This is a genomic window from Pseudomonas sp. 09C 129 (genome assembly GCF_002843625.1).
GTDB lineage: Bacteria > Pseudomonadota > Gammaproteobacteria > Pseudomonadales > Pseudomonadaceae > Aquipseudomonas > Aquipseudomonas chlororaphis.
The window spans coordinates 4,844,699-4,870,962 of sequence record NZ_CP025261.1 but is presented as its reverse complement, the minus strand read 5'-3'; the positions used below and the strand labels follow the sequence as shown (position 1 = coordinate 4,870,962).

The 26,264-nt window shown below is 63.3% G+C and carries 24 protein-coding genes; 16 read left to right on the top strand and 8 right to left on the bottom strand.

Going from position 1 to position 26,264, the window contains the following annotated elements; translation table 11 throughout:
- Positions 1–71: 71 nt before the first annotated feature.
- The 4 genes from clpX to CXQ81_RS21675 all read left to right on the top strand — a co-directional run bounded on the left by clpX (position 72) and on the right by CXQ81_RS21675 (position 6,443).
- Positions 72–1,355, top strand: a complete 1,284-nt coding sequence (clpX, locus tag CXQ81_RS21695; protein ID WP_007927204.1) for an ATP-dependent Clp protease ATP-binding subunit ClpX — start codon at positions 72–74, stop codon at positions 1,353–1,355.
- Between the two features lie 163 nt (positions 1,356–1,518).
- Positions 1,519–3,915: an endopeptidase La gene (gene lon, locus CXQ81_RS21690; RefSeq protein ID WP_009044652.1), complete on the top strand. Its 2,397-nt coding sequence runs from the start codon at positions 1,519–1,521 to the stop codon at positions 3,913–3,915.
- A 93-nt stretch (positions 3,916–4,008) separates the two neighbouring features.
- Complete coding sequence (locus tag CXQ81_RS21685; RefSeq protein WP_020296819.1) at positions 4,009–4,338, top strand: HU family DNA-binding protein; 330 nt, start codon at positions 4,009–4,011, stop codon at positions 4,336–4,338.
- 233 nt (positions 4,339–4,571) lie between these two features.
- The gene (locus CXQ81_RS21675; RefSeq protein ID WP_101338514.1) at positions 4,572–6,443 is read left to right on the top strand and encodes a SurA N-terminal domain-containing protein; all 1,872 of its coding nucleotides are present in this window, start codon (positions 4,572–4,574) and stop codon (positions 6,441–6,443) included.
- 55 nt (positions 6,444–6,498) lie between these two features.
- On the opposite strand, the gene CXQ81_RS21670 is transcribed toward CXQ81_RS21675, so the two are convergent.
- Complete coding sequence (locus tag CXQ81_RS21670) at positions 6,499–7,704, bottom strand: MFS transporter (RefSeq protein ID WP_101338513.1); 1,206 nt, start codon at positions 7,702–7,704, stop codon at positions 6,499–6,501.
- A gap of 125 nt (positions 7,705–7,829) precedes the next feature.
- Here CXQ81_RS21670 and CXQ81_RS21665 point away from each other — a divergent pair, with 125 nt between their 5' ends.
- From CXQ81_RS21665 to CXQ81_RS31105, 3 genes are all read left to right on the top strand, one after another.
- Positions 7,830–8,729, top strand: a complete 900-nt coding sequence (locus CXQ81_RS21665; protein WP_053261889.1) for a LysR family transcriptional regulator — start codon at positions 7,830–7,832, stop codon at positions 8,727–8,729.
- A gap of 92 nt (positions 8,730–8,821) precedes the next feature.
- Entirely contained in the window at positions 8,822–9,679 is an 858-nt protein-coding gene (locus CXQ81_RS21660; RefSeq protein ID WP_101338512.1) for a DUF2242 domain-containing protein, read from the top strand.
- A gap of 128 nt (positions 9,680–9,807) precedes the next feature.
- A complete protein-coding gene (locus tag CXQ81_RS31105) occupies positions 9,808–10,005 on the top strand; it encodes a hypothetical protein (protein WP_146021805.1) in 198 nt (65 codons plus the stop codon).
- Between the two features lie 17 nt (positions 10,006–10,022).
- Here CXQ81_RS31105 and CXQ81_RS21655 read toward each other — a convergent pair whose 3' ends face one another.
- Both CXQ81_RS21655 and CXQ81_RS21650 read right to left on the bottom strand, forming a co-directional pair.
- Positions 10,023–11,060 (bottom strand): AraC family transcriptional regulator, encoded by a 1,038-nt coding sequence (locus CXQ81_RS21655; RefSeq protein ID WP_007927193.1) that lies wholly within the window; start codon positions 11,058–11,060, stop codon positions 10,023–10,025.
- Between the two features lie 4 nt (positions 11,061–11,064).
- Positions 11,065–12,195: a carbon-nitrogen hydrolase family protein gene (locus CXQ81_RS21650; protein WP_007927192.1), complete on the bottom strand. Its 1,131-nt coding sequence runs from the start codon at positions 12,193–12,195 to the stop codon at positions 11,065–11,067.
- Between the two features lie 211 nt (positions 12,196–12,406).
- On the opposite strand from CXQ81_RS21650, the gene CXQ81_RS21645 reads away from it, so the two are divergent.
- The gene (locus tag CXQ81_RS21645) at positions 12,407–14,446 is read left to right on the top strand and encodes an NADPH-dependent 2,4-dienoyl-CoA reductase (RefSeq protein WP_087091661.1); all 2,040 of its coding nucleotides are present in this window, start codon (positions 12,407–12,409) and stop codon (positions 14,444–14,446) included.
- Positions 14,447–14,653: 207 nt separating this feature from the next.
- Positions 14,654–15,589: a 1-aminocyclopropane-1-carboxylate deaminase/D-cysteine desulfhydrase gene (locus CXQ81_RS21640; RefSeq protein ID WP_101338511.1), complete on the top strand. Its 936-nt coding sequence runs from the start codon at positions 14,654–14,656 to the stop codon at positions 15,587–15,589.
- On the opposite strand, the gene CXQ81_RS21635 is transcribed toward CXQ81_RS21640, so the two are convergent.
- The 3 genes from CXQ81_RS21635 to CXQ81_RS21625 all read right to left on the bottom strand — a co-directional run bounded on the left by CXQ81_RS21635 (position 15,586) and on the right by CXQ81_RS21625 (position 18,361).
- Positions 15,586–16,134, bottom strand: coding sequence for a cytochrome b (locus CXQ81_RS21635; RefSeq protein WP_007927183.1), 549 nt, complete (start codon positions 16,132–16,134; stop codon positions 15,586–15,588). The two genes, CXQ81_RS21640 and CXQ81_RS21635, sit on opposite strands and share 4 nt — an antisense overlap.
- Positions 16,135–16,303: 169 nt before the next feature.
- Complete coding sequence (gene phnX, locus CXQ81_RS21630; protein ID WP_101338510.1) at positions 16,304–17,131, bottom strand: phosphonoacetaldehyde hydrolase; 828 nt, start codon at positions 17,129–17,131, stop codon at positions 16,304–16,306.
- Positions 17,132–17,251: 120 nt separating this feature from the next.
- Positions 17,252–18,361: a 2-aminoethylphosphonate--pyruvate transaminase gene (locus tag CXQ81_RS21625; protein WP_101338509.1), complete on the bottom strand. Its 1,110-nt coding sequence runs from the start codon at positions 18,359–18,361 to the stop codon at positions 17,252–17,254.
- 128 nt (positions 18,362–18,489) lie between these two features.
- Here CXQ81_RS21625 and CXQ81_RS21620 point away from each other — a divergent pair, with 128 nt between their 5' ends.
- Entirely contained in the window at positions 18,490–19,353 is an 864-nt protein-coding gene (locus CXQ81_RS21620; protein ID WP_101338508.1) for a LysR substrate-binding domain-containing protein, read from the top strand.
- Between the two features lie 206 nt (positions 19,354–19,559).
- Positions 19,560–20,264 (top strand): YebC/PmpR family DNA-binding transcriptional regulator, encoded by a 705-nt coding sequence (locus tag CXQ81_RS21615; protein ID WP_007927175.1) that lies wholly within the window; start codon positions 19,560–19,562, stop codon positions 20,262–20,264.
- Between the two features lie 85 nt (positions 20,265–20,349).
- Here the strand turns inward: CXQ81_RS21615 and CXQ81_RS21610 are convergent, their stop codons facing one another.
- Both CXQ81_RS21610 and zapE read right to left on the bottom strand, forming a co-directional pair.
- Positions 20,350–21,663 carry a leucine-rich repeat-containing protein kinase family protein gene (locus CXQ81_RS21610; RefSeq protein WP_101338507.1) on the bottom strand — a complete coding sequence of 438 codons (1,314 nt, stop codon included), beginning with the start codon at positions 21,661–21,663 and terminating at the stop codon, positions 20,350–20,352.
- 93 nt (positions 21,664–21,756) lie between these two features.
- Positions 21,757–22,902 carry a cell division protein ZapE gene (gene zapE, locus CXQ81_RS21605; RefSeq protein WP_101338506.1) on the bottom strand — a complete coding sequence of 382 codons (1,146 nt, stop codon included), beginning with the start codon at positions 22,900–22,902 and terminating at the stop codon, positions 21,757–21,759.
- Between the two features lie 285 nt (positions 22,903–23,187).
- Between zapE and CXQ81_RS21600 the strand changes: the two genes are divergently transcribed.
- From CXQ81_RS21600 to CXQ81_RS21580, 5 genes are all read left to right on the top strand, one after another.
- The gene (locus CXQ81_RS21600) at positions 23,188–23,712 is read left to right on the top strand and encodes a spore coat U domain-containing protein (RefSeq protein WP_007923574.1); all 525 of its coding nucleotides are present in this window, start codon (positions 23,188–23,190) and stop codon (positions 23,710–23,712) included.
- A 99-nt stretch (positions 23,713–23,811) separates the two neighbouring features.
- Positions 23,812–24,351: a spore coat U domain-containing protein gene (locus tag CXQ81_RS21595; RefSeq protein WP_101338505.1), complete on the top strand. Its 540-nt coding sequence runs from the start codon at positions 23,812–23,814 to the stop codon at positions 24,349–24,351.
- A gap of 20 nt (positions 24,352–24,371) precedes the next feature.
- The gene (locus CXQ81_RS21590; protein WP_092421881.1) at positions 24,372–24,905 is read left to right on the top strand and encodes a spore coat U domain-containing protein; all 534 of its coding nucleotides are present in this window, start codon (positions 24,372–24,374) and stop codon (positions 24,903–24,905) included.
- A 4-nt stretch (positions 24,906–24,909) separates the two neighbouring features.
- Entirely contained in the window at positions 24,910–25,410 is a 501-nt protein-coding gene (locus tag CXQ81_RS21585) for a spore coat U domain-containing protein (protein WP_101338504.1), read from the top strand.
- 27 nt (positions 25,411–25,437) lie between these two features.
- The gene (locus tag CXQ81_RS21580) at positions 25,438–26,229 is read left to right on the top strand and encodes a molecular chaperone (protein ID WP_101338503.1); all 792 of its coding nucleotides are present in this window, start codon (positions 25,438–25,440) and stop codon (positions 26,227–26,229) included.
- Positions 26,230–26,264 lie beyond the last annotated feature (35 nt).

The window sequence follows — 26,264 nt, the reverse complement described above, 5'->3', positions numbered from 1 at the left end:
CCTGTGGGCTTGAAAAAGCCCGCAATTGCCTTCATCTTGTGTTGCAAGCCTATCGGATTTGGATCGATCGAATGACTGACACCCGCAACGGCGAGGACAACGGCAAACTGCTTTATTGCTCCTTCTGTGGCAAAAGCCAGCATGAAGTACGCAAATTGATTGCCGGCCCCTCGGTCTTTATCTGCGACGAGTGCGTCGACCTGTGCAATGACATCATCCGTGAGGAGGTGCAGGAAGCACAGGCCGAAAGCAGCGCGCATAAATTGCCTTCGCCTAAAGAAATCAGCGGCATCCTTGATCAGTATGTGATTGGTCAGGAACGTGCGAAAAAGGTTCTGGCAGTAGCGGTATACAACCACTACAAACGCCTCAACCAGCGTGACAAGAAGAATGACGAGGTCGAACTGGGCAAGAGCAACATCTTGCTGATCGGCCCTACAGGTTCGGGCAAGACTCTGTTGGCAGAGACCCTGGCGCGCCTGTTGAATGTACCGTTCACCATTGCCGACGCCACCACCCTGACCGAAGCCGGTTATGTGGGTGAGGACGTCGAGAACATCATTCAGAAACTGCTGCAGAAGTGCGATTACGATGTAGAGAAAGCTCAAATGGGCATCGTCTATATCGATGAAATCGACAAGATTTCCCGCAAGTCTGACAACCCTTCGATTACCCGTGACGTTTCGGGTGAAGGCGTGCAGCAGGCCCTGTTGAAACTGATCGAAGGTACTGTGGCTTCCGTTCCGCCTCAAGGTGGGCGCAAGCATCCGCAGCAAGAGTTCCTGCAGGTCGATACACGCAACATCCTGTTCATCTGCGGTGGTGCGTTCTCGGGTCTGGAAAAGGTTATTCAGAACCGTTCGACTCGCGGCGGCATCGGCTTCAATGCCGAAGTACGCAGCAAGGAAGAGGGTAAGAAGGTCGGCGAATCCCTGCGTGAAGTCGAACCGGACGATCTGGTCAAGTTCGGCCTGATTCCGGAGTTCGTGGGTCGTCTGCCGGTTCTGGCAACCCTGGACGAGTTGGATGAAGCAGCGCTGATCCAGATCCTCACCGAGCCGAAGAACGCCTTGACCAAGCAGTATGCCAAGCTGTTCGAGATGGAGGGCGTCGATCTGGAGTTCCGTACCGATGCCCTCAAGTCGGTCGCCAAGCGTGCGCTTGAGCGCAAGACCGGTGCTCGCGGATTGCGTTCGATTCTCGAAGGCGTGTTGCTCGACACTATGTATGAGATCCCCTCGCAGTCCGAGGTGAGTAAAGTAGTGATCGATGAAAGCGTTATAGAGGGTAAGTCCAAGCCACTGTATATCTATGAAAACAGTGAGCCGACTGCCAAGGCAGCCCCGGACGCTTAAGCGCCGGACTGCTGGTTTGACAGAAGGGGCCTTCGGGCCCCTTTGCTTTTACTGCCTTTAAAGTACTGTCTTTGAGCTTGTTTTTTTTCGAGGCAGCCCCCATCTTGGTTTCAAGCTTACTTCCATCTGTTTACGGCCTTATGGCCGCCGTAGAGGCGAAATCATGAAGACAACCATCGAATTGCCTCTCCTGCCATTGCGTGATGTCGTGGTTTATCCGCACATGGTTATCCCGCTGTTCGTGGGGCGCGAGAAGTCTATCGAAGCCCTCGAGGCCGCGATGACGGGCGACAAGCAGATTCTTCTGTTGGCTCAGAAAAATCCTGCTGATGATGATCCCGGTGAAGATGCACTCTATCGCGTAGGTACCATTGCCACTGTTCTGCAATTGCTCAAGTTGCCCGACGGCACTGTCAAAGTACTGGTCGAGGGCGAGCAGCGGGGCGCTGTGGAGCGTTTCAGCGAAGTGGATGGCCACTGCCGTGCCGAAGTCTCCCTGATTGACGAGGTGGACGCTCCTGAGCGCGAGTCGGAAGTCTTTGTCCGCAGTCTGCTGTCCCAGTTCGAGCAGTACGTGCAGTTGGGCAAGAAAGTCCCCGCCGAAGTGCTGTCGTCCCTCAACAGCATCGATGAGCCGAGCCGCCTGGTAGATACCATGGCCGCCCATATGGCGCTGAAGATCGAGCAAAAGCAGGAAATTCTCGAAATCATCGACCTGTCGGCGCGTGTCGAACACGTGCTGGCGTTGCTGGATGCGGAAATCGATCTGTTGCAGGTCGAGAAGCGCATTCGCGGTCGCGTGAAGAAGCAAATGGAGCGCAGCCAGCGCGAGTACTACCTGAATGAGCAGATGAAGGCCATTCAGAAAGAGCTGGGCGACGGTGACGAAGGTCACAACGAAGTCGAAGAGCTGAAAAAGCGCATCGACGCCGCCGGCTTGCCAAAGGATGCCCTGGCCAAGGCCCAGGCCGAGCTGAACAAGCTCAAGCAAATGTCGCCGATGTCGGCTGAAGCCACAGTGGTGCGTTCGTACATCGACTGGCTGGTTCAGGTGCCCTGGAAGGCCCAAAGCAAGGTTCGCCTGGACCTGGCGCGTGCCGAAGACATCCTCGACGCCGACCACTATGGCCTGGAAGAAGTCAAAGAGCGGATTCTCGAATACCTCGCCGTGCAAAAGCGCGTGAAGAAGATTCGTGGTCCGGTACTGTGCCTGGTCGGACCTCCAGGGGTCGGTAAAACCTCCCTGGCAGAGTCGATTGCTCACGCCACTAACCGTAAATTCGTACGCATGGCCCTTGGCGGCGTGCGCGATGAAGCGGAAATTCGCGGCCATCGTCGTACCTATATTGGTTCGATGCCGGGAAGATTGATTCAAAAGATGACAAAGGTGGGCGTTCGCAACCCGCTGTTCCTGCTCGATGAAATCGACAAGATGGGCAGCGATATGCGCGGCGATCCGGCTTCGGCATTGCTCGAAGTGCTCGATCCCGAGCAGAACCACAACTTCAACGACCACTATCTGGAAGTCGATTACGACCTCTCCGATGTGATGTTCCTTTGCACCTCCAACTCGATGAATATTCCGCCAGCGTTGCTGGACCGGATGGAGGTGATTCGTCTGCCGGGTTACACCGAGGACGAGAAGATCAACATCGCGGTCAAATACCTGTCGCCGAAGCAGATCCAGGCCAACGGCCTGAAGAAAGGCGAGCTGGAGTTCGACGAAGAAGCGATTCGCGACATCATCCGCTACTACACCCGCGAAGCCGGTGTCCGTGGGCTGGAACGCCAGATCGCCAAGGTTTGCCGCAAGGCGGTGAAGGAGCATGCGCTGGAAAAACGCTTCTCGGTGAAGGTCACTTCCGACCTGCTGGAGCACTTCCTCGGCGTGCGCAAATTCCGCTACGGCCTGGCCGAGCAACAGGATCAGATCGGTCAGGTAACGGGCCTGGCCTGGACCCAGGTCGGTGGCGAGCTACTGACCATCGAAGCCGCCGTGGTACCTGGCAAAGGTCAGTTGATCAAGACCGGTTCGCTGGGCGACGTGATGGTCGAATCGATCACCGCGGCACTGACGGTGGTGCGCAGCCGTGCGAAGAGCCTGGGAATCCCCCTGGACTTCCACGAGAAGCGCGACACCCATATCCATATGCCGGAAGGGGCGACCCCGAAAGACGGCCCTAGCGCTGGCGTAGGCATGTGCACGGCCCTGGTTTCTGCACTGACCGGTATTCCGGTGCGGGCTGATGTGGCTATGACCGGGGAAATCACCCTGCGTGGTCAGGTGTTGGCTATCGGTGGTTTGAAAGAGAAACTTCTTGCAGCACATCGTGGTGGAATCAAGACCGTCATCATTCCAGAAGAGAATGTGCGCGATTTGAAGGAAATTCCTGACAATATCAAGCAGGATCTGCAAATTAAGCCAGTTAAATGGATTGACGAAGTCCTCCAAATTGCGCTGCAATACGCGCCGGAGCCCTTGCCGGATGTGGCTCCAGAGATAGTTGCAAAGGATGAAAAACGCGAGTCTGACTCTAAGGAAAGAATTAGCACGCATTAGTACCCATTAGCCTGGGGGGCTTCCTTGACAGCTTTTTAGAGCCCTTGTTATAAAGCGGCTCTTAAGTGTCTGTAGGCCATTCAGCACTGGTTTTTGCTTTCACCAAAAAACTTAGAATCATACTCAAATAGATATATAAGGGGACTTAGAGTGAACAAGTCGGAACTGATTGATGCTATCGCTGCATCTGCTGATATCCCGAAAGCTGCTGCTGGCCGTGCGCTGGATGCAGTAATCGAATCCGTCACTGGCGCTCTTAAGGCTGGCGACTCCGTTGTACTGGTTGGTTTCGGTACTTTCTCTGTTACCGATCGTCCTGCTCGCATTGGTCGTAACCCACAGACCGGTAAGACGCTGGAAATCGCTGCAGCCAAAAAACCAGGTTTCAAAGCCGGTAAAGCACTGAAAGAAGCCGTTAACTAAGCTTCCTTCAAGCCTTTGCCTACCCGGGTCGGGGTCTTTCCCGACCTGGCAGCGGAGCGGTAGGGCAGCCGGTTAGAAATCCGGTTTGTCACATCGGGGATCGAAGGTTCGAACCCCTGTCCGCTCCGCCAGTTACGAGAAAGGCGCATCCTCGGATGCGCCTTTCTTCTATCCGGACTCTACCCACGCTCCACGGTTGCTTAATTTGAAGTACAACCGTTTCTGGGGGACGCATGCTGCAGAATATCAGGGACAATTCACAAGGCTGGATTGCCAAGACCATTATCGGGGTCATCGTCGCACTGATGGCGCTGACCGGTTTCGATGCCATTTTTCAAGCCACTTCCACCAGTCAGGACGCGGCCAAGGTCAATGGCGAAGAAATCACCCAGAATGAGCTGAGCCAGGCGGTTGATATGCAACGCCGCCAGCTCATGCAACAACTGGGCAAGGATTTCGACGCTTCCTTGCTCGACGAGAAGCTGCTGCGTGAAGCCGCTCTCAAAGGTCTGATCGACCGCAAGCTGCTGCTGCAAGGCGCGGAAAACTCCAAGTTCGCTTTCTCTGACGCCGCTCTGGATCAGGTGATCCTGCAAACGCCGGAATTCCTGGTGGACGGCAAGTTCAGCCCTGAGCGTTTCGACCAGGTGATCCGTCAGCTGGGTTATAGCCGGATGCAGTTCCGTCAGATGCTGGCTCAGGAAATGCTGATCGGCCAGGTACGCGCCGGTCTGGCTGGCAGCGGTTTCGTGACCGATGCCCAGGTGCTGGCATTCGCTCGTCTGGAAAAGCAGACCCGCGATTACGCTTCCCTGACCATCAAGGCCGACCCCGCGGCAGTCAAGCTGACCGACGATGAGGTCAAGGCTTACTACGACGAACACGCCAAGGAATTCATGTCGCCGGACCAGGTGGTTATCGACTATCTGGAGTTGAAGAAGGCTTCCTTCTTCGATCAGGTCAGCGTCAAGGACGAAGAGCTGCAGGCGTTGTATCAGAAAGAAACCGCCAACCTGTCCGAGCAGCGTCGTGCCGCGCACATCCTGATCGAAGTGAACGACAAGGTGAACGAAGCGCAGGCCAAGGCCAAGATCGAAGAGATCCAGGCGCGTCTGGCCAAGGGCGAAAGCTTCGAGGCGCTGGCCAAGGAGTTCTCCCAGGATCCGGGTTCGGCGAACAACGGTGGTGACCTCGGTTATGCCGGCCCTGGCGTCTATGACCCGGCCTTCGAGGAAGCGCTGTACGCCTTGAACAAGGACCAGGTATCGGCACCGGTACGCACCGGTTTCGGTTTCCACCTGATCAAGCTGCTGGGCGTCGAGGCACCTGAAGTGCCAAGTTTCGCCAGCCTGAAAGACAAGCTGACCCGCGAGCTGAAAACCCAGCAGGTCGAGCAACGTTTTGTCGAGGCGACCAAGCAGCTGGAAGACTCCTCGTTCGAAGCCTCGGATCTGGCCCAGCCGGCTCAAGAGCTGAAACTGACCGTACACACTTCCGCACCGTTCGGGCGTGAAGGGGGCGAGGGCATCGCCGCCAACCGCGCCGTGATTCAGGCTGCTTTCAGCCCTGAAGTGCTGGATGAGGGTGCCAACAGCACCGCTATCGAGCTGGACCCGGAAACCGTAGTGGTCCTGCGCGCCAAAGAGCACCGCAAGCCAGAGCAGCTGCCGTTGGAAAGCGTCGCCAGCAGCATCCGCGCGCAATTGGCCAAGGAGCACGCCAGTGCTGCCGCCAAGGCCAAGGCCGTTGCCTTGATCGCCAGCCTGCGTGAAGGCAAGACTGCGCTGAAGGCGCCTGTCGACGGTCAGAGCTGGAAGGTTTCCGAAGCGGTGACCCGTGGCCAGGAAGGCGTCGAGCCGATCGTGCTGCAGACCCTGTTCCGCATGGCCAAGCCAGCGGCCAAGGACAAGCCGACCTTCAGCAGCGTGACGCTGCCGAACGGCAGCCTGGTGGTCTTGCAACTGAGTGGTGTGAACGAAGCCGCTGCTCCAACCGATGAAGAGAAGGCTCAGTACCGTCGCTTCCTCGCGTCGCGTGTGGGTCAGCAAGACTTCGCCGCGTACCGCAAGCAGTTGGAAAACCAGGCTGACATCAAGCGCTTCTGATGCCCGACTGAAGTAACAAACAGGGACCCCGGCCAACGCGCCGGGGTTTTTGTTTTCAGCGTATGGCGGGAAACCCATGGCGTCGGGCGTTCACGGCCACCAGCAGGCAAGCCAGCAACAGGCCGATGATCACCCAGGGAAACGACAATACGCCCGGGCCTTCCAGCAGCACGCCACCCACCAGCCCGCCCCCGGCGATCGCCAGGTTCCAGGCGGTCACCAGCATCGACTGCGCGGCATCGGCAGCGCTCCCGGCAGCCTTGGCCAGCGCGGTTTGCAGCAACGTGGCCAGGCCTCCGAACGACAATCCCCAGAGGGCTATCGAGGCATAGACCGCCATCGGCGTATCGGCCTGGAACGCCAGCAGCAGCGCCGAAAGAGCGAACAGGACGCAACTGACCAGTACCAGTTGACGCAACCAGCGATCGATCAGCAGGCCGACGATCCAGATGCTCAGCAGTGCGCTCAGGCCGAACGTCAGCAGTACCCGGTCAATTTGCCCGCCGATGCCGGCCGGCTCCAGAAACGGTGCGATATAGGTGTACAGGATGTTGTGGCCCAGGACATAAGCGAAGGTCACGAACAACACCGGCTTGACCCCGGGCAAAGCGAACACGCCCGTGAGCGGCAAGCGTTTGTCGGCGCGCTGGCCGGGAAAGTCCGGCACCTGCCAGCGCACCCAGCCGAGCAACAACAGCGTCAGCAGAGTCATCAGGGCAAAGCTCACCCGCCAGCCCACCAGCGTGCCGAGCAGTGTGCCCGCAGGGATCCCCAGGGACAGTGCCAGTGGTGCGCCAAGCATGGCCACGGCGATGGCCCGCCCCTGCAGGTGCGGCGCGACCATGCGGCTTGCGTAGCCGGCCAGCAGGGCCCAGAGCAGCCCGGCAAATACCCCGGCGAACAAGCGGGCGACCAGGGTCAGGCTGTAGTTGGTGGAGATCGCGGTGACACTGTTGACCAGGGCAAAACCGCCGATTGCGATCATCAGCAAAGGGCGGCGGCGCCAGCCTTGGGTAAGGATCACCAACGGGATCGCCGCCAGCAGTGAGCCAATGGCGTACAGGGTGACCAGTTGGCCGACCAGCGCCGGGGACACCGCCAGGTCCTGGCTCATCTGCGGCAGCAGGCCCGCGGGCATGGCCTCGGTAAGAATGGTGATGAAGCCGGCGGTCGCCAGCGCCAGCAGGCCACCCAGTGGAAGTCGGTCGCAACGCCTGGACTCGATGTCCAGCAGGTCGGCGGTGCCAAGAGGTTTGGTCATGGTGTCAGGCTCGCTACAGGTTTCAGGAAGTACGGAGGCTGAGGGTAGGGCGCTGTGGTAAAGAGAAAAATAGGCTAAGGTTCCGAACTTATCGGACATCTGTGTCCGTAATGGTGAGGTCGGCGATGGACTGGTTGAGCAATATCTCGGTCTTCCTGCATGTGGCGAAAACCCGCAGTTTCACCGAGGCGGGGCGATTGTTGGGGGTATCCTCGTCGGCTGTCGGCAAGAGCATCGCGCGGCTCGAGGAGCGCCTGGAGACCCGGCTGTTCCATCGCAGTACCCGCAGCATCACCCTGACCGCCGAAGGCGCGAGTTTTCTCGAGCGCTGCCGCAGAATTGTCGCCGAGGCCGAGGCGGCCGAATTCGATCTGTGCAAGTCCTCCAATGCCCCGCGGGGCAAGTTGCGAGTCAGCCTGCCGCAGGTTCACGGCCTGGTGATGCCGGTATTGGTGGAGTTCATGCAGCGTTATCCGCAGATCGAACTGGATATCGAGCTGACGGACCGCATAGTGGATGTCGTGGAGGAGGGCTTCGATGCCGTGATACGGACCGGCAGCCCCGGCGACTCGCGGCTGGTGGCCCGGTCGCTGGGCCAGTTCCGCCTGGTGCTGGTGGGCACGCCTGGGTACTTTCGCGAGCGGGGCGTTCCGCAGGCCCCCGCGGACCTGGCTAACCACGGGTGCTTGCGGCATACCTTCCATAACACCGGCAAATTCGAGCATTGGCCGCTGCGACGAGCGGTCGATGCCCCGGAGCCGCTGTTGCCGACGCGTTTTGTCAGTACCTCTATCGAAGCGGTGGACCACGCCGTGCGCAGTGGGCTGGGGATCGCCTGCCTGCCCGATTTCATGGTGCGTGAGGCGGTTGCACGGGGCGAGTTGCAGCAGGTGCTCGATGAGCATCTGGAACACAGCGGCACCTTCTGGCTGCTCTGGCCTGCGAGCCGGCACACCGCCGCCAAGCTGCGGGTGTTCATCGATCATCTGTGCGCGCGACTTTTTCCGGCAAACCGTGGTCAGTAACCTTGTATTAATTTTTAAGACACTAATCCGCGCGCCCTGGGGCCTCGAACTGTTGCACAATACGCCCCGGACCGTTTTCCTCAGGATTTTCGATGCATAGATCATTTCACCTGCGTGCTGCCGGGTTGACGCTGCTGCTGGCGGCCGTCGCCGGTTGTTCGTCGCAGAAGACCGCCATTTACGAGCATGAAAACTTCGATGACTCCGGCACTTTTTCGCGCAATTACCCGGTGAATGAGACGGCGTCCTGCGAGGCCGCCCGTCGCGCCTTGCTCAGCCAGGGCTACATCATCACCAGCAGTGATCCGAAGCTGGTCAGTGGTCACAAGAGCTTCCAGCAGACCGGCGAAACCCACATGGAGATCAGCTTCAGCGTGGTGTGCGCCCAGGATGGCAACAGCGGCCACCGTTCCACGGTGTTCGCCAACGCCCTGCAAGACCGTTATGCCCTGAAGAAGGTCAACAACTCGGCAAGCCTGGGGGTGGGTGTGCTGGGCTCGGTATCGATGCCGATCGGCTCGACCGACGACTCGATGGTCAAGGTCGCCAGCGAGACGGTTTCCTCGGCGAAGTTCTACGAGCGTTATTTCGCTCTGGTGGAGCTGTTCCTGCCGCAGGAAGCGAAAAAGGCCGCGCACATCATCGAGAAACCCAAGACCGATCTGGGCGTGCCTGAACCCAAGCCCGCCGAGCCTGCCGCAGCGCCGGCCCCGGCGCCAGTGATGCCACAACCGGCGCCTGTCGTACCGGCCGTCGAGCCGGCCCCGGCCACCCCTCCGGTTGTGCCAGCCGAATCGAACCTCTCGCAACCGCTGGCACCACCGGCGGAAGCGGCGCCCATTGCGCCGGGCGCACCTGCCGAGCCGACGCCGCCCACCGAGATCGTTACCCCGCCTCCCGCCAGCACCTTGCCGGCCCCGACAGAGCCGATTCCGGCGCTGCCACAGTAAGCATCTGCAGATAGCTGCGAGATCGACCCAGGTGTCGATCCCGCGGTTGCCGAGCCTCTCTGAAAATTTCTTTGCCAGCCCACGGTAAATCCGTTGCCAGCTGCTACGTTCCATTTAAGGGACGCAGATTGCGCGCGGTATTTTTTCTGTCACACCGGCACTTTATGCTGGTGGCCAAGGTCAGTAAGAAGACTACTCAGCGAGCAGATTACCTACACCCCACACACAAGGAGTCCGCCATGGACGATTACCAAGAAGAACTGCTGGAATTCCAGGCTTTCGAACTGGACCCGCTGGAACCCGCAGAAGACGCCACCGAGCTGTAACGCCGGTGGCGTTTTTTTTAGGCGGACTGCCGGTGGCTGCGACGAAACTCCCCCGGTGTCTGGCCGCTCCAGCGCTTGAAGGCGCGTTGAAACGCCTCGGCTGAGGCAAACCCCAACAGATAGGCAATTTCCCCGAAGGCCAGTTCGGTATCGCGAATGTAGGTCATGGCCAGGTCGCGACGGGTGTCGTTGAGAATGGCGCGAAACTGCGTGCCTTCCTCGGCCAGTTTGCGGCGCAAGGTCCAGGTTGGCAGCTTCAGGCGTGCCGCCACTTCTTCCAGGTCGGGTTCCCGGCCACCATTGAGCAAAGGCCCCAGCAACTGAGTGATGCGTTCACGCAGGCTGCGGGTACGGGTCAGTTGCTCCAGTTCCCGTTCACAGAGTTGCAGCAGATGGCGCCAGGTACTGGGGCAGTGCTCGACATTGCGCTGGGCCAGGGTGGCCTGGCTCAGGCGCAGCTGATTGTGCTCGGCGCCGAACTGGATCGGGCAATCCCCCAGGCTGGTGTAGCGTTCGCGGTAATCGGTCTGGGCAAACTCGATCTCGATGCGTTCGGCCTTGACCGGTAAACCGAGGCTGCCCAGTTGCTGGAGCCAGCCGGCCAGGATCGAGTCCACCACAAAGCGGTTGTAAGCGTTATAGGGGCTGATGGAGTAGAAGCGCAGCCAGGCGCCGTCGGCGTCTTCGTGGAAGCTCGACTGGCCGCGATAGTTCGAGCCATACAGGGCCTCGAAGCGGGTCAGGCAGCGTGCGGCTTCACGTACGGTCGGCGCCTGGGCGGCGGTGACGCCCGCCAGCCCGGCCTGGCTCAGACGGCTGAGCTGGCCCATGCGCAGCCCCAGCGCCGGATCGCCGGTCAGTTGAATCGCCGCGTGGCCCAGGCGCATGTAACGGGGAATCGACAGCCGCGCCCCGGCCTCGGCCAGGCGTGCGGTATCCAGTCCGTATTGTTCCAGCAGCGGCTGCGGGTCGAGGCCATGGCTGCGCACCGCGTCGGCCAGGCTATGGACGAAGCCCACCGACAGGTCTCCGAGGCGCATCGGCTGGGGCTTCATGGATTTACAACCAGATATTCAGCAAGCGCGCGCCACGGGCATCGCCATCGGCGAAGTGCTCGCCGTTGCTGTTGATGAAGCTTTGTCCGGCGCTGCCCTGATCCCAGAACTGGCCGCGCAGAAACACGCTGACGCCGGCGCTGGCCAGGCTGCTGGGCGCGCGGCTGGTCAGGGTCAGGCGGCGCCAGGCTTCGCCTTCGCTGACTTCTTCCGGCTTGAGGCTGACCTCGCTCGGGGTCGAGAGGTTCTTGTAGCCACGCCACGGCCGGTCCCAGGCGCCACGGCCCATGACGAAGGCCGGGACCGCCACCAGTTGCGCGCCCTGGGCGTTGAGCTTGCGGTAGTTGTCCGGGTACCAGCTGTCGCTGCCGATCAGCACCCCCAGGCGGCCGGCCGGGGTGTCGACCACCTGGACAGCCTGGTCGGTGCTGGCCTGGATAAAACCGCGCTCGTCGAAGGTCGGGTACAGCTGGCGTTGCGGCTGGCCGATCGGCAGGCCGTCGCTGCCGAAGACCAGGGTGGTGTTGTACAGCGCGCCGCTGCCGATGCGCAGGTTGCTGCCTTCGATCACCGGCTCGGGCAGGACAATGGAGCCGGCCACCAGGGTGATGCCAAATTCCTTGGCCAGGCCACCGAACAGCCGCTGGTATTGATCGGCCATGCTCCTGGCCTTCATCCGCAGGTGCGCGTCGTCCAGGCGATTGTCACCCTTGGCAGTGATCAGCGCGCGCAGGAAGGGCAGTGGGTTGCTCACCGCCAGCCAGTTCATCGCCTCTTTCAGGCTGGCGGCCTGGTACAGCTCGTTTTTCTCGCCGCTGACCATCAGCCAGGTGCCGATGTGCTCCGGCAGCACCACCACGGTCTTTTCATTCAGCAGCCCCTGGTCCCGGGCCTGCTGCAGGTAGGCCGCAAGCTTGCGGTGCAGGCGCTCGGGGCTCTGGTAATCGGTGGGGAACAGCTCGGGCTGGATGCCCAGCAGATTGCCGTGATCGGCCGGAGTGCCCTGGTCCACCGCGAGCTGGATGCGCAGGTCGGACAGGTAGTGACCGATCGGCCGCTCACGGGTCCACAGGGCGTAGCTGGTGATGGCGGCAATCAGGGCCAGGGTGAAGGTGAAATAAAGAAGTTTGCGCATGGGAAGACAGTCGGCAGCCGTGTGCGGGATTCACTGACTAGGGTAGGGCCCATGTCCGCGATTGCCAAGGCCGGGCTGCGCATTTGGATCAATAAGTTGTCAGTTACGGTCATTGAGCGCCTTGGGGGCTGCTCTTAGTCTGTCGAACATGACCGACGGAGGCCGCAGAGCTTCCGCATTTTTTCCGTGATCGTTCGATGTGGAGTTACCGATGGCCGCCGCTCACTACCCGCATTTGCTGGCCCCGCTGGACCTGGGCTTTACCACCCTGCGCAACCGTACCCTGATGGGCTCGATGCACACCGGCCTGGAAGAAAAGCCCGGTGGCTTCGAGCGCATGGCCGCCTACTTCGCCGAGCGCGCCCGCGGCGGCGTCGGCCTGATGGTCACCGGCGGCATCGGCCCCAATGACGAAGGCGGCGTGTACTCCGGCGCGGCCAAGCTGACCACCGAAGAAGAAGCGCTCAAGCACCGCGTCGTCACCCGTGCGGTCCACGAGGCGGGCGGCAAGATCTGCATGCAGATCCTCCACGCCGGGCGTTATGCCTACAGCCCGAAACAGGTGGCACCGAGCGCGATCCAGGCGCCGATCAACCCGTTCAAGCCCAAGGAGCTGGACGAAGAAGGCATCGAGAAACAGATCCGCGACTTCGTCACCTGCTCCAGCCTGGCGCAGCAGGCCGAGTACGACGGCGTCGAGATCATGGGTTCCGAGGGCTACTTCATTAACCAGTTCCTCGCCGCGCACACCAACCACCGGACCGACCGCTGGGGCGGCAGCTACGAAAACCGCATGCGCCTGCCGGTGGAAATCGTCCGCCGCGTGCGCGAAGCGGTAGGCCCGAACTTCATCATCATCTTCCGCCTGTCGATGCTCGACCTGGTGGAAGGCGGCAGTACCTGGGAAGAAATCGTGCAACTGGCCCAGGCCATCGAGCAGGCCGGCGCGACCCTCATCAACACCGGGATCGGCTGGCACGAAGCGCGGATCCCGACCATCGCCACCAAGGTGCCGCGTGCCGCCTTCAGCAAGGTCACGGCCAAGCTGCGCGGTTCGGTATCGATCCCGCTGATCACCACCAACCGCATCAACACCCCGGAAGTGGCCGAGCAGATCCTTGCCGAAGGCGACGCCGACATGGTTTCCATGGCGCGGCCGTTCCTCGCCGACCCGGAGTTCGTCAACAAGGCGGCCGCGGGGCGTGGCGACGAAATCAATACCTGCATCGGCTGCAACCAGGCCTGCCTGGACCACACCTTCGGTGGCAAGCTCACCAGCTGCCTGGTCAACCCGCGGGCCTGCCACGAGACCGAACTCAACTATTTGCCGGTGCAGCAGATCAAGAAGATCGCCGTGGTCGGCGCCGGCCCTGCCGGGCTGTCCGCCGCGACTGTGGCGGCCGAGCGTGGCCATCAGGTGACGCTGTTCGATTCGGCCAGCGAAATCGGCGGCCAGTTCAATGTCGCCAAGCGCGTGCCGGGCAAGGAAGAGTTCTTCGAAACCCTGCGCTACTTCAAGCGCAAACTGCAGACCACCCACGTCGAGCTGTGCCTGAACCGCCGGGTCGATGTCGAGCAACTGGTGGCCGGCGGCTATGACGAAATCATCCTGGCCACTGGTATTGCCCCGCGCACGCCGGCGATCCCGGGCGTCGACAACGCCAAGGTCCTGAGCTACCTGGACGTGCTCTTGCAGCGCAAGCCGGTGGGCCAGAAAGTGGCGGTGATCGGGGCCGGCGGCATCGGCTTCGACGTCTCCGAATTCCTCGTGCATCAGGGCGTGGCCACCAGCCAGGACCGTGAAGCGTTCTGGAAGGAGTGGGGCATCGACACGCACCTGGAGGCCCGTGGTGGCGTCGCCGGCATCAAGCCCGAGCGTCATGCCCCGGCGCGCCAGGTGTTCCTGTTGCAGCGCAAGACCTCCAAGGTCGGCGACGGCCTGGGCAAGACCACCGGCTGGATCCACCGTACCGGCCTGAAGAACAAGCAGGTGCAGATGCTCAACAGCGTCGAATACCTGAAGATCGACGACGCCGGCCTGCACATCCGCATCGGTGAGAGTGGCGAACCGCAAGTCTTGCCGGTGGACAACATCGTGATCTGCGCCGGCCAGGACCCGCTGCGCGAACTGCACGAAGGCCTGGTGGCCGCCGGGCAGAACGTGCACCTGATCGGTGGCGCCGACGTGGCCGCCGAGCTGGACGCCAAGCGCGCGATCAACCAGGGCTCGCGCCTGGCCGCTGAACTCTGATCCAGCGGTAATCATGGCCACTGCGATTCCGGATCGCGGTGGCCTTGTTGCGTCCGCTGCGCGGCCGATCGCAGCCTGCGGCAGCGGCTACGAAGTAGGGGTGTAGCCGCTGGCGAAGCCTGCGATCGGGGCCGTAGGACCCGCTATCAGGGACTCCGCGGTTTTGCTGATAGACTCCCGCCTCACTCCTTCCAAACCTCCCCATCCATGGCGTTTCCTGCTTCCTTCGACTGGCTGCCCAGCGCACCCTTGCAACCCCTGGACCTCGACTGGCTGACCGAGGCCGGGGTCGAGGTGGCGGTCCTGCGCCTGGACCAGATCGACCCGCTGATCTCCGGCAACAAGTGGTTCAAGCTCGCCCCGCATCTGGCGGCGGCTCGCCAAGCCGGCGCCGAGGGCATCATCAGCCTGGGCGGCGCGCACTCCAATCACCTGCATGCGCTGGCGGCCGCCGGCAAGCGTTTTGGTTTCGCCACCGTGGGGCTGCTGCGCGGCCATCCGCAGGACACGCCCACCGTGCTCGACCTGCAAGGCTTTGGCATGCAACTGCACTGGCTCGGTTACGCCGGCTACCGGGCGCGGCATGAGCCAGGGTTCTGGCAACCCTGGCAGGCGCAGTACCCCGGGCTGTTCCCGGTGGCGGAGGGTGGCGGTGGCTTGCTCGGGGCGACCGGCTGCATGCCGCTGGTGAAGCAGCTGCGCAGCCAGCTGGATGCCCTGGGTTGGGACGACTATCACGGCTGGTGGCTGGCCGCTGGCACCGGCACCACCCTGGCCGGACTGGTGTTGGGGGAAGCCGGTGCCCACCCGGTGTATGGCGCCCTGGCGGTGCCGGACGATCATGGTGTCGCGCAACAGGTAGTGGCGATTGTGCGGGAGGCGGGGCTGCAGGCTGCGGGCTATGAACTGCTCGACGGCAGTCGTGGCGGTTTCGCCAAGGTCGACCCGCTGCTGCTGGCGTTTATCGAGGAGAGCGAACGGCACAGCGGCATCCCCCTGGAGCCGCTGTACACCGGCAAGGCCTTGCTGGCCCTCAAGCAACAGGTCGAGGCCGGGCGGTTTGCCGCCGGCAGCCGCCTGGTCTTCGTGCATACCGGCGGCTTGCAGGGCCGCCGGGGGTTCGCCGCGCCGGCGCAGCCTTAGCCGCGCTTGGGCAGCATGCGTTGCAGGGTGTTGTCGCGCATAAAGTAGTGGTGATAAAGCCCGGCCACCGCATGCAACCCGATCAGCCAGTAGCCGACGGTGCCCAGCAGCACGTGCCAGCCTTCGACCTGCTTGGCGAACTGTTTGTCTTCAGCCACCAGCAGCGGCAGGTCGATGCCGTAGAACATCACCTGATGGCCTTCGGCGCTGGTGATCAGCCAGCCGAGGATCGGCATGGCGATCATGAACAGGTACAGGGCCCAGTGCATCAGCTTGGCCAGGACCGTCTGCCAGCTCGGCGGGGTTGGCAGGATCTTCGGCGCCACCCCCAGGCTGCGGGCGAACAGGCGTAGCCAGACCAGCACGAACACGGTCAGGCCGAGCATGAAATGCGCTTCCTTGATCAGCGTCCGGCCACCGCTGCCCTTGGGGAAAATGCCGCGCAGTTCGATGCAGGCGTACACCGCGATCAACAACACCAGCATCAGCCAATGCAATGCAATCGACACCGTACTGTAACGGCTGTCGGAGTTCTTCCAGGGCATAGATCCTTCCTCGTTCATCAGGTCAGTTGTCTCCGTTCTTAACGACGGAGTGCTGTAACTGTAATCCTGTTTCCGAGGCTCTGCCCGGGGCAAATGCGCGGTTTGAGCGGGTAGCGGAAAAAAACGGCAGCCGCGGATCGGGGCTGCCGTTGGGGAGGCAAGTGGTCGATCAGCTGCTTTGCGGCATCTCGCCGCTGGCCAGGCGCTGGTTGATGTCGGTGATCACCTGCGGCAGGTCGCTGATGGTGTCGATCATGTAGTGCGGGCGCGAACCTTCGAATAACGCGTGGATGCGCTGGCGCTCGCTGGCCAGGGTGTCGCTGCCCAGGGCGCGATAGGCTTCGTAGGTCAGGCCCAGGGCGTTGCCGGAGCAGATCAGGGCCACGGTCCACATGCCGGCGCGACGGCCTTCGAGAATGCCCGGCACGGTGTCGTCGATCTTCACGCAGGCGGCGACATCGTCGATCCCCAGGGCGATCACGTTGGCCAGGGCCTGGGCCGGCCATGGGCGGCCGTTCGGCACTTCATCGGTGGCCACCACATGGTCGGCGACGTAGCCATGGGTCGCGGCCAGTTCCACCACCTTGTCCATGACCTGCTTCGGGTAGCCGGAGCAGGAGCCTATCTTTATGCCTTGCTGGCGCAGGTTGGCGATGGTCTCCAGGGCGCCGGGAATCAGCGCCGAATGTTCGGCGATCTTTTCGATCTGCAGCGGCATGAAGCGCTGGTAGATGGCGGTGACATCCTCATCGATCGGGGTGCGGCCGAACACCTGGCGATAACGCTCGGCAACCTGCGGCAGGTCGCACAGGGTGCGGATATGGTCCCATTTGCCCATGCCCATCGGGCCGCGGGCTTCTTCGATGGAGACCTGTACATCGAACTCGGCGAAGGCTTCGACGAAGATCTGGGTCGGCGCGAAGGAGCCGAAGTCGACCACGGTGCCGGCCCAGTCGAGGATGGCGGCTTGCAGCTGGTTGGGGGTGTTGTAGTTCATGTGTCGAAGACCTGTGTGGGGGCGAGGCTTGCCCGCGATGAACGATGATGAGGTTGACCTGACGGAACGCGGTGCCCGCAATCGCGGGCAAGCCTCGCTCCTACAGGTTGTGTGTCGGGGTCAGATATCCAGCACTTGCATTTCCCGCAGCACGTCGGCGATGGCCTGGACCGCGGCGCGCATCCCGGCCGGGTCGACATGGCCGATGCAGCCGACGCGGAAGGTTTCGACCTGGGTCAGCTTGCCGGGATAGAGGATGAAACCCTTGGCCTTGACCCGTTCGTAGAACTCTTTGAACTGGTAGCGCGGATCTTTCGGCGCGTGGAAGGTGACGATGATCGGTGCCTGGATCGCCGCCGGCAGAAAGCTGCGCAGGCCCAGTCGCGCCATGCCGTCGAGCAGCGCCTGGCAGTTGGCGGCATAGCGCTGGTGGCGCGCCGGCAGGCCGCCTTCTTCGTGGTATTGCAGCAGCGCTTCGTGCAGCGCCGCGACCACATGGGTCGGCGGGGTGAAGCGCCATTGCCCGGTCTTGACCATGTAGCCGTGCTGGTCGTGCAGGTCCATGGCCAGCGAGTGCGAGTTGCCGGCGGCCGCGGCCAGGGCTTCCTTGCGGGCGAAGACGAAGCCCATGCCGGGGACGCCTTCCAGGCATTTGCCGGACGCGGCGATCAGCGCGTCGAACGGCACGTGCCTGGCATCGATCGGCAGCGCGCCGAAGGAACTCATGGCGTCGATGATCAGGCGCTTGCCATGCCCGGCCACGACCTGGGCGATCTCCGGCAGCGGGTTGAGGATGCCGGTGCTGGTTTCGCAGTGGATCAGCGCCACATGGCTGATGGTGGCATCGGCGCGCAGTAGGCGATCGACGTCGGCGGCGCTGGTCGGCTGGTCCTCGGCGGTTTCGAAGGTGCTGAAGTCGCGCCCCAGCACTTCGCAGATCTTCGCCAGGCGCTTGCCGTAGGCACCGTTGATCAGCACCAGCACCTTGCCGCCCCGTGGCACCAGGGTGCCGATGGCGGCTTCCACGGCGAAGGTGCCGCTGCCTTGCAGGGGCACGCAGTGGTGGCTGGCGGCGCCGTTGACGATGGCCAGCAGCTGTTCGCAGAGGCTGGCGGTCAGTTGGTTGAAACGGTCATCCCAGGAACCCCAGTCCACCAGCATCGCCTGGCGGGTGCGAGCCGAGGTGGTCAGGGGGCCGGGAGTGAGCAGGATGGGCGCGGCAGTACTCAATTCAGGTGTCCTCGCAAAAGCGTTATGGGATGCGCTTGGGATAAAAACTACGGGGCCTAAATTGCAGTTTGGCTCTTTATCAATCAAATTGTTTGTCGTTATGCCAGCCATAAGTGAGGCCGATAGATATGAACCTGTTCCAACTGCGCGCATTCGATGCCGTGGCCCGTGAAGGCAGCTTCACCCGCGCCGCGGCGCGGCTGTTCATCAGCCAGCCGGCGGTCACCGGGCATATCAAGGCGCTGGAGGAGCACTACCAGATCACCCTGCTGCGCCGCACCGCGCGCCGGGTCGAACTGACGGAAGAGGGCACCAGGCTGGCGGCGATCACCCGCGCCATGTTCGGCCTGGCCGAAGAGGCCCAGGCCATGCTCGAAGCCAACCGGCAACTGCTCACCGGGCGCCTGGAAGTGGCGGCGGACGGCCCGCACCTGGTGATGCCGATGCTCGCCAGCCTGCGCGAGCGCTATCCGGGGATTACCGTCAACCTGCGCCTGGGCAATGCCCAGGAAACCCTGGCGGCGCTGCTTTCGGAGCACGCCGATGTGGCGGTGCTGACCGAGGTCGAGCCGCGCAAGGGCCTGCATCTGCAAAGCCTTGGCGAGTCGCGGATCTGCGCGCTGGTGCCGCAAGGCCATCCATGGCTGGCCAAACCCGAGGGCGTGCGGCTGGAGCTGCTGGACCAGGTGATCATGGTCCTGCGTGAACCCAGCTCGATTACCCGCCGCACCTTCGACCAGGCCTGCGCCCAGGCTGGGGTCAACCCCAAGGTGCTGCTGGAGCTGGACAGCCGCGAGGCGGTGACCGAGGCGGTGGCGGCGCAACTGGGGGTGGGCGTGGTGTCGTCGCTGGAACTGAGCCCCGACCCGCGGGTGCGGGCGGTGCCGATCATCGGCGAGGGGCTGTTGAACCGGCACATGCTCGGCTGTATGGAGCGGCGCCGGGACTTGCGCTTGATCCAGGCCTTCCTGGGGCTGGCCCCCACAGGCTGACACTGAACCTGTAGCCGCTGCCGCAGGCTGCGATCGGCCCGGAACGGGACGCGCTCTTGAGGCCCCGGGAAGTTTGTCGCAGCCTGCGACCGCGGCTACAGGTCGCGGATCTGACTTTTTGGTCGATTGGTGCCTTCAGGCCGTATAAACTTGCCCATCGCGTCGGCCACATCCAACTCGACGCCACAGATCAAAGAGAGTGAGTAATGGGCGCACAGTGGAAGGTTAAACACAAAGAAGCAGCAGCCAACGCCAAGGGCAAGATCTTCGGCAAGCTGGTCAAAGAGATCACCATTGCTGCCCGCAACGGCGCTGACGTCGCCACCAACGCACACCTGCGTCTGGTGGTGGAGCAGGCGAAAAAGGCCTCGATGCCCCGCGAGACCCTGGAGCGTGCGATCAAGAAAGGTTCGGGCCAGCTCGGCGAGACCGTGCAGTACCACCGCGTGACCTACGAAGGTTTCGCGCCGCACCAGGTGCCGCTGATCGTCGAATGCGTGACGGACAACATCAACCGCACCGTGGCGGAGATCCGCGTGGCCTTCCGCAAGGGCCAGCTGGGCGCTTCGGGTTCGGTGTCCTGGGACTTCAACCATGTCGGCATGATCGAAGCCGCGCCGGACAGCCCGGACGCCGATCCGGAGCTGGCGGCCATCGAAGCCGGGGCCCAGGATTTCGAGCCTGGGGACGAGGGCGCGACCCTGTTCCTGACCGAGCCTGCCGACCTCGACGCGGTGCAGAAAGCCCTGCCCGAGCAAGGCTTCACCGTGCTCTCGGCCAAGCTCGGCTACCAGCCGAAGAACCCGGTCAGCGGCCTGTCCGACGAGCAGATGGCGGAAGTCGAAGCCTTCCTCGAAGGCCTGGACAACCATGACGACGTGCAGGACATGTTCGTCGGCCTGGCGGGTTGAGCCCGGCCCGGTGAATCGCGCTACTTGAGCGATTCTTGCGCCAGCCGGCAAGCTCCAGCAGGAGCGAGTTGGCTGGCGATGCTCTTCAAATCCCCCGCAACACGTCCCCGACTTCGGCAAATCCCGGTCGCGCCAGCACCTGCGGCTGACAGCAGTCGTTGACCAGCGCCGCCAGGCGTTCATGCTGCCGCGGGCTCAGGCCCGACTCGATCCTTGCCAGCAGCTCCTCCAGCAGAATGCCGAAGGCCCGCACTTCGATGCGTTGCAGGGCCCGGGTTTCCTCGGTGTCGGCCAGCGCATGGAAGGACGCCGCGCCAAAATCCCCCAGCAGGCACTCGCCCTGTGGGTTCCACAGAATGTTATGGCCGTACAGGTCGCCGTGGGTGATGCCCTGGTGGTGCAGGTGTGCGCCGACCGAGGCGATGCCACGGGCCATGCGCAAGGCCGCGTCGGCGCTGAAGCGGGTGCGCTCGTCGTAGATGTCCCGGGTGCAGGAGGCCAGGCTCGGCAAGGCCGCCAGGTTGCGGTAGCTCGGCTCGATCAACTGCATCACCAGGCCGTTCTGCCCTTCGGGATGATCGCTGATCCGGCCTTCGACCCGGATCAGGTTCGGGTGCCGGCCGGCGCTGATGCAGGCGTTCATTTCATGCAGCGGCGAGCCGTCGCTGGTCATGCTGCCCTTGTACAGCTTGACCGCCACCTCGCTTGGCGCTTGCCCGGGGGGCTGCCAGCGCGCCTGGTGAATCACTCCGGACGCGCCTTCGCCCAGGCGCTGCTGCACTTCCAGCTCGGCCCAGGGAATGCGTGCCACCGATTCCAGCGCCGCGGCGTCGGCCTCGGATTCCAGCGGGTTGCCGGCATAGGCCAGCCAGGTCAGGCGCGGCAGGCCAAGCAGGAAGGCCGGCAGTGCGCTGAGCCGGTTGGCGGCGATGCGGATCAGCTCCAACTGCTGGCATTGGCCGAGGCTCTGGGGCAACCGGGTCAGGCGGTTGCCGGAGAGCATCAGCTTTTGCAGGTGCGGGCGCTGGCCCAGCTCGTCCGGCAGTTCCTCGATGCGGTTGTCGGTGAGGATCAGCCAGCGCAATAGCGGCGGCAGGGCGGCGGCGGGCACCCGCTCGATGCGGTTGGCCTTGAAGCCGACCATGCTCAGTTGTGCGCACTGGCCGACACAGGCCGGCATCTCGGTGAAGAGGTTATCGGAGCAGAACAGCACCCGCAGGCGGGTCAGGCGGTGCAAGTCGTCCGGCAGGCTGCTCAGGGCATTGCCGCTGAGGTTGAGGACTTCCAGCGAGTCCGCCAGGTCGAAGATTTCCCGGGGGAATTCGCTCAGCCCGCAAGACAGGTCCAGACGCTTGAGCCCGGTCAATTGGCCGGCTCGCAGTTGGGCAAGGGTATCCATGAACAGGTTCGACACTCAGGCAGGAGGAGGGCGCATGGCCCTGGAAATGGCCGCCATGATAGCGGCGTGGAGCGGTGGGTGGCGACCGCCGGTTCAGCCCGGCGGCGTATCCGCGCTGATTTCCTGCAGCTGGCCCAGGCGGCTGCGGGTGCGCGCCAGGTCGATGGCGTTACCGCCCAGGCTTTCACGCAGGGAGCGTTCGCCGATCAGGGTCAGGTGCTTGTCCTGGTCGTACAGCACGTCGATCAGGTTGATAAAGCGTTGCTGCACGGCAATCGGGCATTCGCCCAGCTCGGGCAGCTCGTCGATGATCCAGTGGTCGAAACGCCGGCTCAGCTCCAGGTAGTCCATGACCGCGGTCGGTTGTTCGCACAGGTCACTGAAGGCAAAACCCACGCTGTGTTGTTCGCACAACCGTACCTGGAGCTGACGCGCGCCGACCATCAGCGCCGAGGTCGGGCCGTTGCGCCGCGGCAGGCCCAGGCTCAGGCGTTGCTGCTCGCTGCCGGGCCACAGGTAACGGCCCTGGGTGAACACCTGCTGCGAATGGCTGCGGGGCTGGCTGCGGTAGTCGTGGGGGCCGCCGACCTCCATCACCTGCATGCGGCTGGCGATCAGGTCGATCACCGGTTTGAAGCGCGCATGGTAGAGCGGGTTGGGCAGCAAGCCCTGGGGCGCGTAGTTGGAGGTCACCAGCAGCAGGATGCCGCGCTGGAACAGGGCCTTGAACAGCCGCGTGATCAGCATCGCATCGCCGATGTCGTGGACATGGAACTCGTCGAAGCACAATACGCGGCAGTCGTTGAGCAGTTCGTCGAGGGTGGCCTGCAGGGCGTCGGGCTGCTCGCGGTGGCGGAACATGCCCTGATGCAATTGGGCGAAGAAATCGTGGAAGTGCAGGCGCTGTTTTTCCGCCAGCGGGATGGCGCGGAAGAAACCGTCCAGCAGCCAGCTCTTGCCCCGTCCCACCGCGCCATACAGGTACAGGCTGCGGCCGGCGTTTGGCTTGGCGTCTGGCTGGAGCAGGGCGTTGGCCTGCTGGGCCATGTAGTCGATCACTCGCTGCTGGCTGTGGCTCAGGGTGTAGCCCTGGTCGTGGGCCTTGTGCCGGAAATACTCGTGAATCACTCGGCCGTGGCTGGTGCTGGCGGCGGGCCGGGCGAAGGCCTTGCCGAAGAACGCGCGCAGTCTGGGCCAGCGCGATGGGCGTAGCGAGCGGTTTGGCGGTAAAGCGGCCAATGGTGTCACCCCGATGGTTCCAGGCCCGCTCCCCCCCTGGAACCGGCGCGGTAATTTAACCAATCCCCGGCCCGGCATCCAGCGCTGTCTGAAGGCGCTGATTTATTCTACGGAAAGTTCTGGTCGGTACAGTTTTTTGCCCGTGTCACTGTGTTCGACCCTGGTGCATCGGGCACCCAAGGGGTTGTTTCATTGGCGGGCGGCTTGCCCCCGGCGCTGGCGATTTCCCCGGCGCTGGCTAACCTGAGCTGTACCTATCGTTCCTCAAAAGGATTGAGGCGTTGAATGGCAAGCCGGTTTTTTGCAGTCATGAGCATGCTGCTCGCCGCAACAGCATCGGCCGTGGAACTCCAGGTGGAGGTCCGGGTCGACGTGCAGCGTGGCTGCCAGCTGGTGGGACAGCAGCGCGACGCCGGCGTCGAGCAACTGGGCGTGCTGGATTTCGGCAGCAGCCCGCGTCTCGACAACCCCGCCGGCCCCCTCAGCGCGGCGTTGCTCGACACTCGCCTGCCCAGGCTCGAGTGCAACCCGGACACCCCTTATCAAGTGCGCGTCGATGGCGGGCAACACGGGGGCGTCGGCGAAGTGCGCTACCTGGCCGGCAGTGCCGCACACAGCAAGCCCATTCCCTATCGCCTGTACCAGGACGCGGCCCGGCGCATTCCGCTGCCGGTGAATGTGCCGGTGAGCGGCCGGGTGCCGGACTCGGGTTCGGTGGACCTGCCGTTGTACGGGCGGATCGAGCCGCTGGCCGAGATCCCGCGGGTCAGCCGTTATTCCGATCTGCTGAAAGTGACGGTCACCTGGTAGTGGCGGCGCGGGAGCTGCCCGGTGGATCCGGGCAGCGCAGGGAGACCGCGCACCAAGGGCGGTCAAGGTGAGAGAGCCCATGGCTCCAGGAGGGCGGCGATGACGATCAGAAGCTGGACGCTGGCCGCCCTGGGTTCGTTGCTCCTGCCGGCTGGTGACACGCAAGCGGCGATCAGCGGGCAGATACACGCGCGGCTGACCATCATCGCCGGCTGTGAAGTGACCAATGGTGCGATCCGCACGCCCGAGAATCCGGTCGACGACTTCGGCCTGCTGGATTTCGGCCAGCATGGCCCGACCTGGAGTGCGCCCCTGAGAGCCAATGTCAGCGGTAGCGGCAGCGGGCGCCTGGAGGTGGCCTGCAACCCTTCGGTGACCGGTTTCACCGTGACCATCGACGGCGGCCGCAATGGCGACGGCAACACCCGGCGCCTGAGCAATGGTCGCCAGACCATTGCCTATCGGCTGTTCCTCGATGCCTCCGGCAGCGACAGCTACAGCATCGGTCAGCAACGCAATTTCGCCGTTACCAGTGGGGCCCAGGTACCGATCCCGGTGTTTGGCTCGGTGGTCGCGAATAGCCATGCGCTGCCGGCGGGGGTCTACACCGACACCCTGACGGTGACGCTGGATTGGTAAACCCAAAGAGGACGAATGTCATGCACATGCTTGTATCCCGGATCGCCTTGTCGCTGCTTGGACTGGCCATGTTTTCCGTGGCCCAGGCCGCGACGGTCACCGGCCAGATCACGTCCAGCCTGATTCTCACCAGCAGTTGCCAGGTCAATGGCGCGGGCGGCAGCAGCGGCCTGAACTTCGGCGCCCTGAACTTCGGCACCACCGACAGCCTGTTCACCCAGGCTACGGCCCAGGTACTCGGTGGCGGCGGCGGGGCCTTGTCGATCCTCTGCTCCAGTGGCACCAGCCCGGTGGTGACGGTCCGCGCGGGCACCCATGACGGCCAGTCCGCCGGCGGCACCCGGGCCCTGGCCGATGGCAGCGGCAACTTCGTGCCTTACGACTTGTACACCGACTCCGGGCACACGCAGCTCCTGGCCATCGACGATGCCATCAACCTGGCCACCAGCACCGGCGTGGCGCAGACCGTCAATATCTACGGCAAGGCGCTCGGCAAGGCTGGCCTGCCGGCGGGCACCTACACCGATACCGTCGCCGTCGAACTGACCTTCTGACGCCATGACCCGTCACGCGTGCGCGGCGCTGGTACTGCTCGGTGCCAGCAGCCTGCCGCTGCCCCTGGCGGCGGTGACCAGCCAGAGCTTCCAGGTCAGCGCCACGGTGGTCGCCGGGTGCCTGGTGGTGGGTGGCGTGAGCAATTACGGCAACCTGAACTTCGGCAGCCAGTCGGCGTTGTCCACCAGCACGCTGCAGGTCGCCCTGGCGAACAGCGTGCAACTGCAATGCACGCCGGGGGTGAGCCTGAACATGAGCGTCGACGGCGGCCAGTACAACAGCAGCGGACGACACATGCAGCTCGATGGCGGCAGTGCGCGGGTGGCTTATCAGCTGTTTCGCGACGCGGCATTCAGCCAGAGCCTGGGCATCGGCCAGAGCGTGGCGGTGGCCTATAGCGACGCGAACAACATCAGCCTGCCGATCTACGGCCAGGTGCAATTACCAGGTAATCAGCCTGGGGGGACGTACAGCGATGTGCTGCAGGTGCAGCTGTCGTGGTGATGGGGCAAGACCATAAGGAGTAGCGGTATGTATTCGACTTCCCGGCGGTTGCAGGTCGTTGGTTGTGCCGTGCTGGCCATGGCGTTGCTGGGGGCGGTTCAGGCAAGGGCCGCCAGCTCGGTGCTGATCTGGCCGATCGACCCGGTGCTGGAGGCCGACCAGCAGGCCAGCGCGCTGTGGCTGGAAAACCGCGGCACGGAAACCGCGAACCTGCAGATCCGGGTCTTTGCCTGGAGCCAGAGCGGCTTCGAGGACCAGTACCAGAACCAGAGGGAGGTGATCGGCAGCCCGCCGGTGGCGAAGATCGCGCCCGGGCAGAGGCAACTGGTCCGCCTGACCCGGACCCGCGAAGTCCCGCCCGGCCAGGAGCTGGCCTACCGGATCATCATCGATGAAATCCCCTTGGCGCAGCCGCCGATCCCCGAAGGCGAGGGCAAGACGGCGGCGGCCATCCGTTTCCAGATGCGTTATTCGGTGCCGCTGTTCGCCTACGGTGCCGGGCTCTGGAGCAAGGAAGACAGCACTCGCCAGCGTGATCCGAAAAGCGCCGGCGTGCCCCAGCTGAGCTGGCGCAAGGTGGCGGTGGATGGCCGCAATTACGTCGAGGTACGCAACCAGGGCGCGGTGCATGCGCGCCTGACCGACGTGGCGCTCAAGCAGGCGGGGCAGACCCGGTCGCTGGTGGAAGGGCTGCTGGGCTACGTGCTGCCGGGGGCGATCATGCGTTGGCCGGTGCCCGCCGCGCCAACCGCGGACGCGGCGTTGCAGGTGCGGGTCAATGGCGCGCCGCAGGTGCAGAACGTTGCGCCGGCCCGCTGAGGCCATCTACCGCTGCGGGCAGACAAGGTTGCGGG

Bases quoted from the DNA above. Each gene is read 5' to 3' on its own strand.
- lon (WP_009044652.1), top strand. From the start codon at position 1,519: ATGAAGACAACCATCGAATTGCCTCTCCTGCCATTGCGTGATGTCGTG.
- CXQ81_RS21655 (WP_007927193.1), bottom strand. From the start codon at position 11,060: ATGAAGCCCCAGCCGATGCGCCTCGGAGACCTGTCGGTGGGCTTCGTC.
- CXQ81_RS21640 (WP_101338511.1), top strand. From the start codon at position 14,654: ATGGCGTTTCCTGCTTCCTTCGACTGGCTGCCCAGCGCACCCTTGCAA.
- CXQ81_RS21665 (WP_053261889.1), top strand. From the start codon at position 7,830: ATGGACTGGTTGAGCAATATCTCGGTCTTCCTGCATGTGGCGAAAACC.
- CXQ81_RS21585 (WP_101338504.1), top strand. From the start codon at position 24,910: ATGACCCGTCACGCGTGCGCGGCGCTGGTACTGCTCGGTGCCAGCAGC.
- CXQ81_RS21595 (WP_101338505.1), top strand. From the start codon at position 23,812: ATGACGATCAGAAGCTGGACGCTGGCCGCCCTGGGTTCGTTGCTCCTG.
- CXQ81_RS21580 (WP_101338503.1), top strand. From the start codon at position 25,438: ATGTATTCGACTTCCCGGCGGTTGCAGGTCGTTGGTTGTGCCGTGCTG.
- CXQ81_RS21590 (WP_092421881.1), top strand. From the start codon at position 24,372: ATGCACATGCTTGTATCCCGGATCGCCTTGTCGCTGCTTGGACTGGCC.
- CXQ81_RS21600 (WP_007923574.1), top strand. From the start codon at position 23,188: ATGGCAAGCCGGTTTTTTGCAGTCATGAGCATGCTGCTCGCCGCAACA.
- CXQ81_RS21645 (WP_087091661.1), top strand. From the start codon at position 12,407: ATGGCCGCCGCTCACTACCCGCATTTGCTGGCCCCGCTGGACCTGGGC.
- CXQ81_RS21610 (WP_101338507.1), bottom strand. From the start codon at position 21,663: ATGGATACCCTTGCCCAACTGCGAGCCGGCCAATTGACCGGGCTCAAG.
- CXQ81_RS21620 (WP_101338508.1), top strand. From the start codon at position 18,490: ATGAACCTGTTCCAACTGCGCGCATTCGATGCCGTGGCCCGTGAAGGC.
- CXQ81_RS21635 (WP_007927183.1), bottom strand. From the start codon at position 16,134: ATGCCCTGGAAGAACTCCGACAGCCGTTACAGTACGGTGTCGATTGCA.
- CXQ81_RS21650 (WP_007927192.1), bottom strand. From the start codon at position 12,195: ATGCGCAAACTTCTTTATTTCACCTTCACCCTGGCCCTGATTGCCGCC.
- CXQ81_RS21670 (WP_101338513.1), bottom strand. From the start codon at position 7,704: ATGACCAAACCTCTTGGCACCGCCGACCTGCTGGACATCGAGTCCAGG.
- clpX (WP_007927204.1), top strand. From the start codon at position 72: ATGACTGACACCCGCAACGGCGAGGACAACGGCAAACTGCTTTATTGC.
- CXQ81_RS21660 (WP_101338512.1), top strand. From the start codon at position 8,822: ATGCATAGATCATTTCACCTGCGTGCTGCCGGGTTGACGCTGCTGCTG.
- CXQ81_RS21615 (WP_007927175.1), top strand. From the start codon at position 19,560: ATGGGCGCACAGTGGAAGGTTAAACACAAAGAAGCAGCAGCCAACGCC.
- phnX (WP_101338510.1), bottom strand. From the start codon at position 17,131: ATGAACTACAACACCCCCAACCAGCTGCAAGCCGCCATCCTCGACTGG.
- CXQ81_RS21675 (WP_101338514.1), top strand. From the start codon at position 4,572: ATGCTGCAGAATATCAGGGACAATTCACAAGGCTGGATTGCCAAGACC.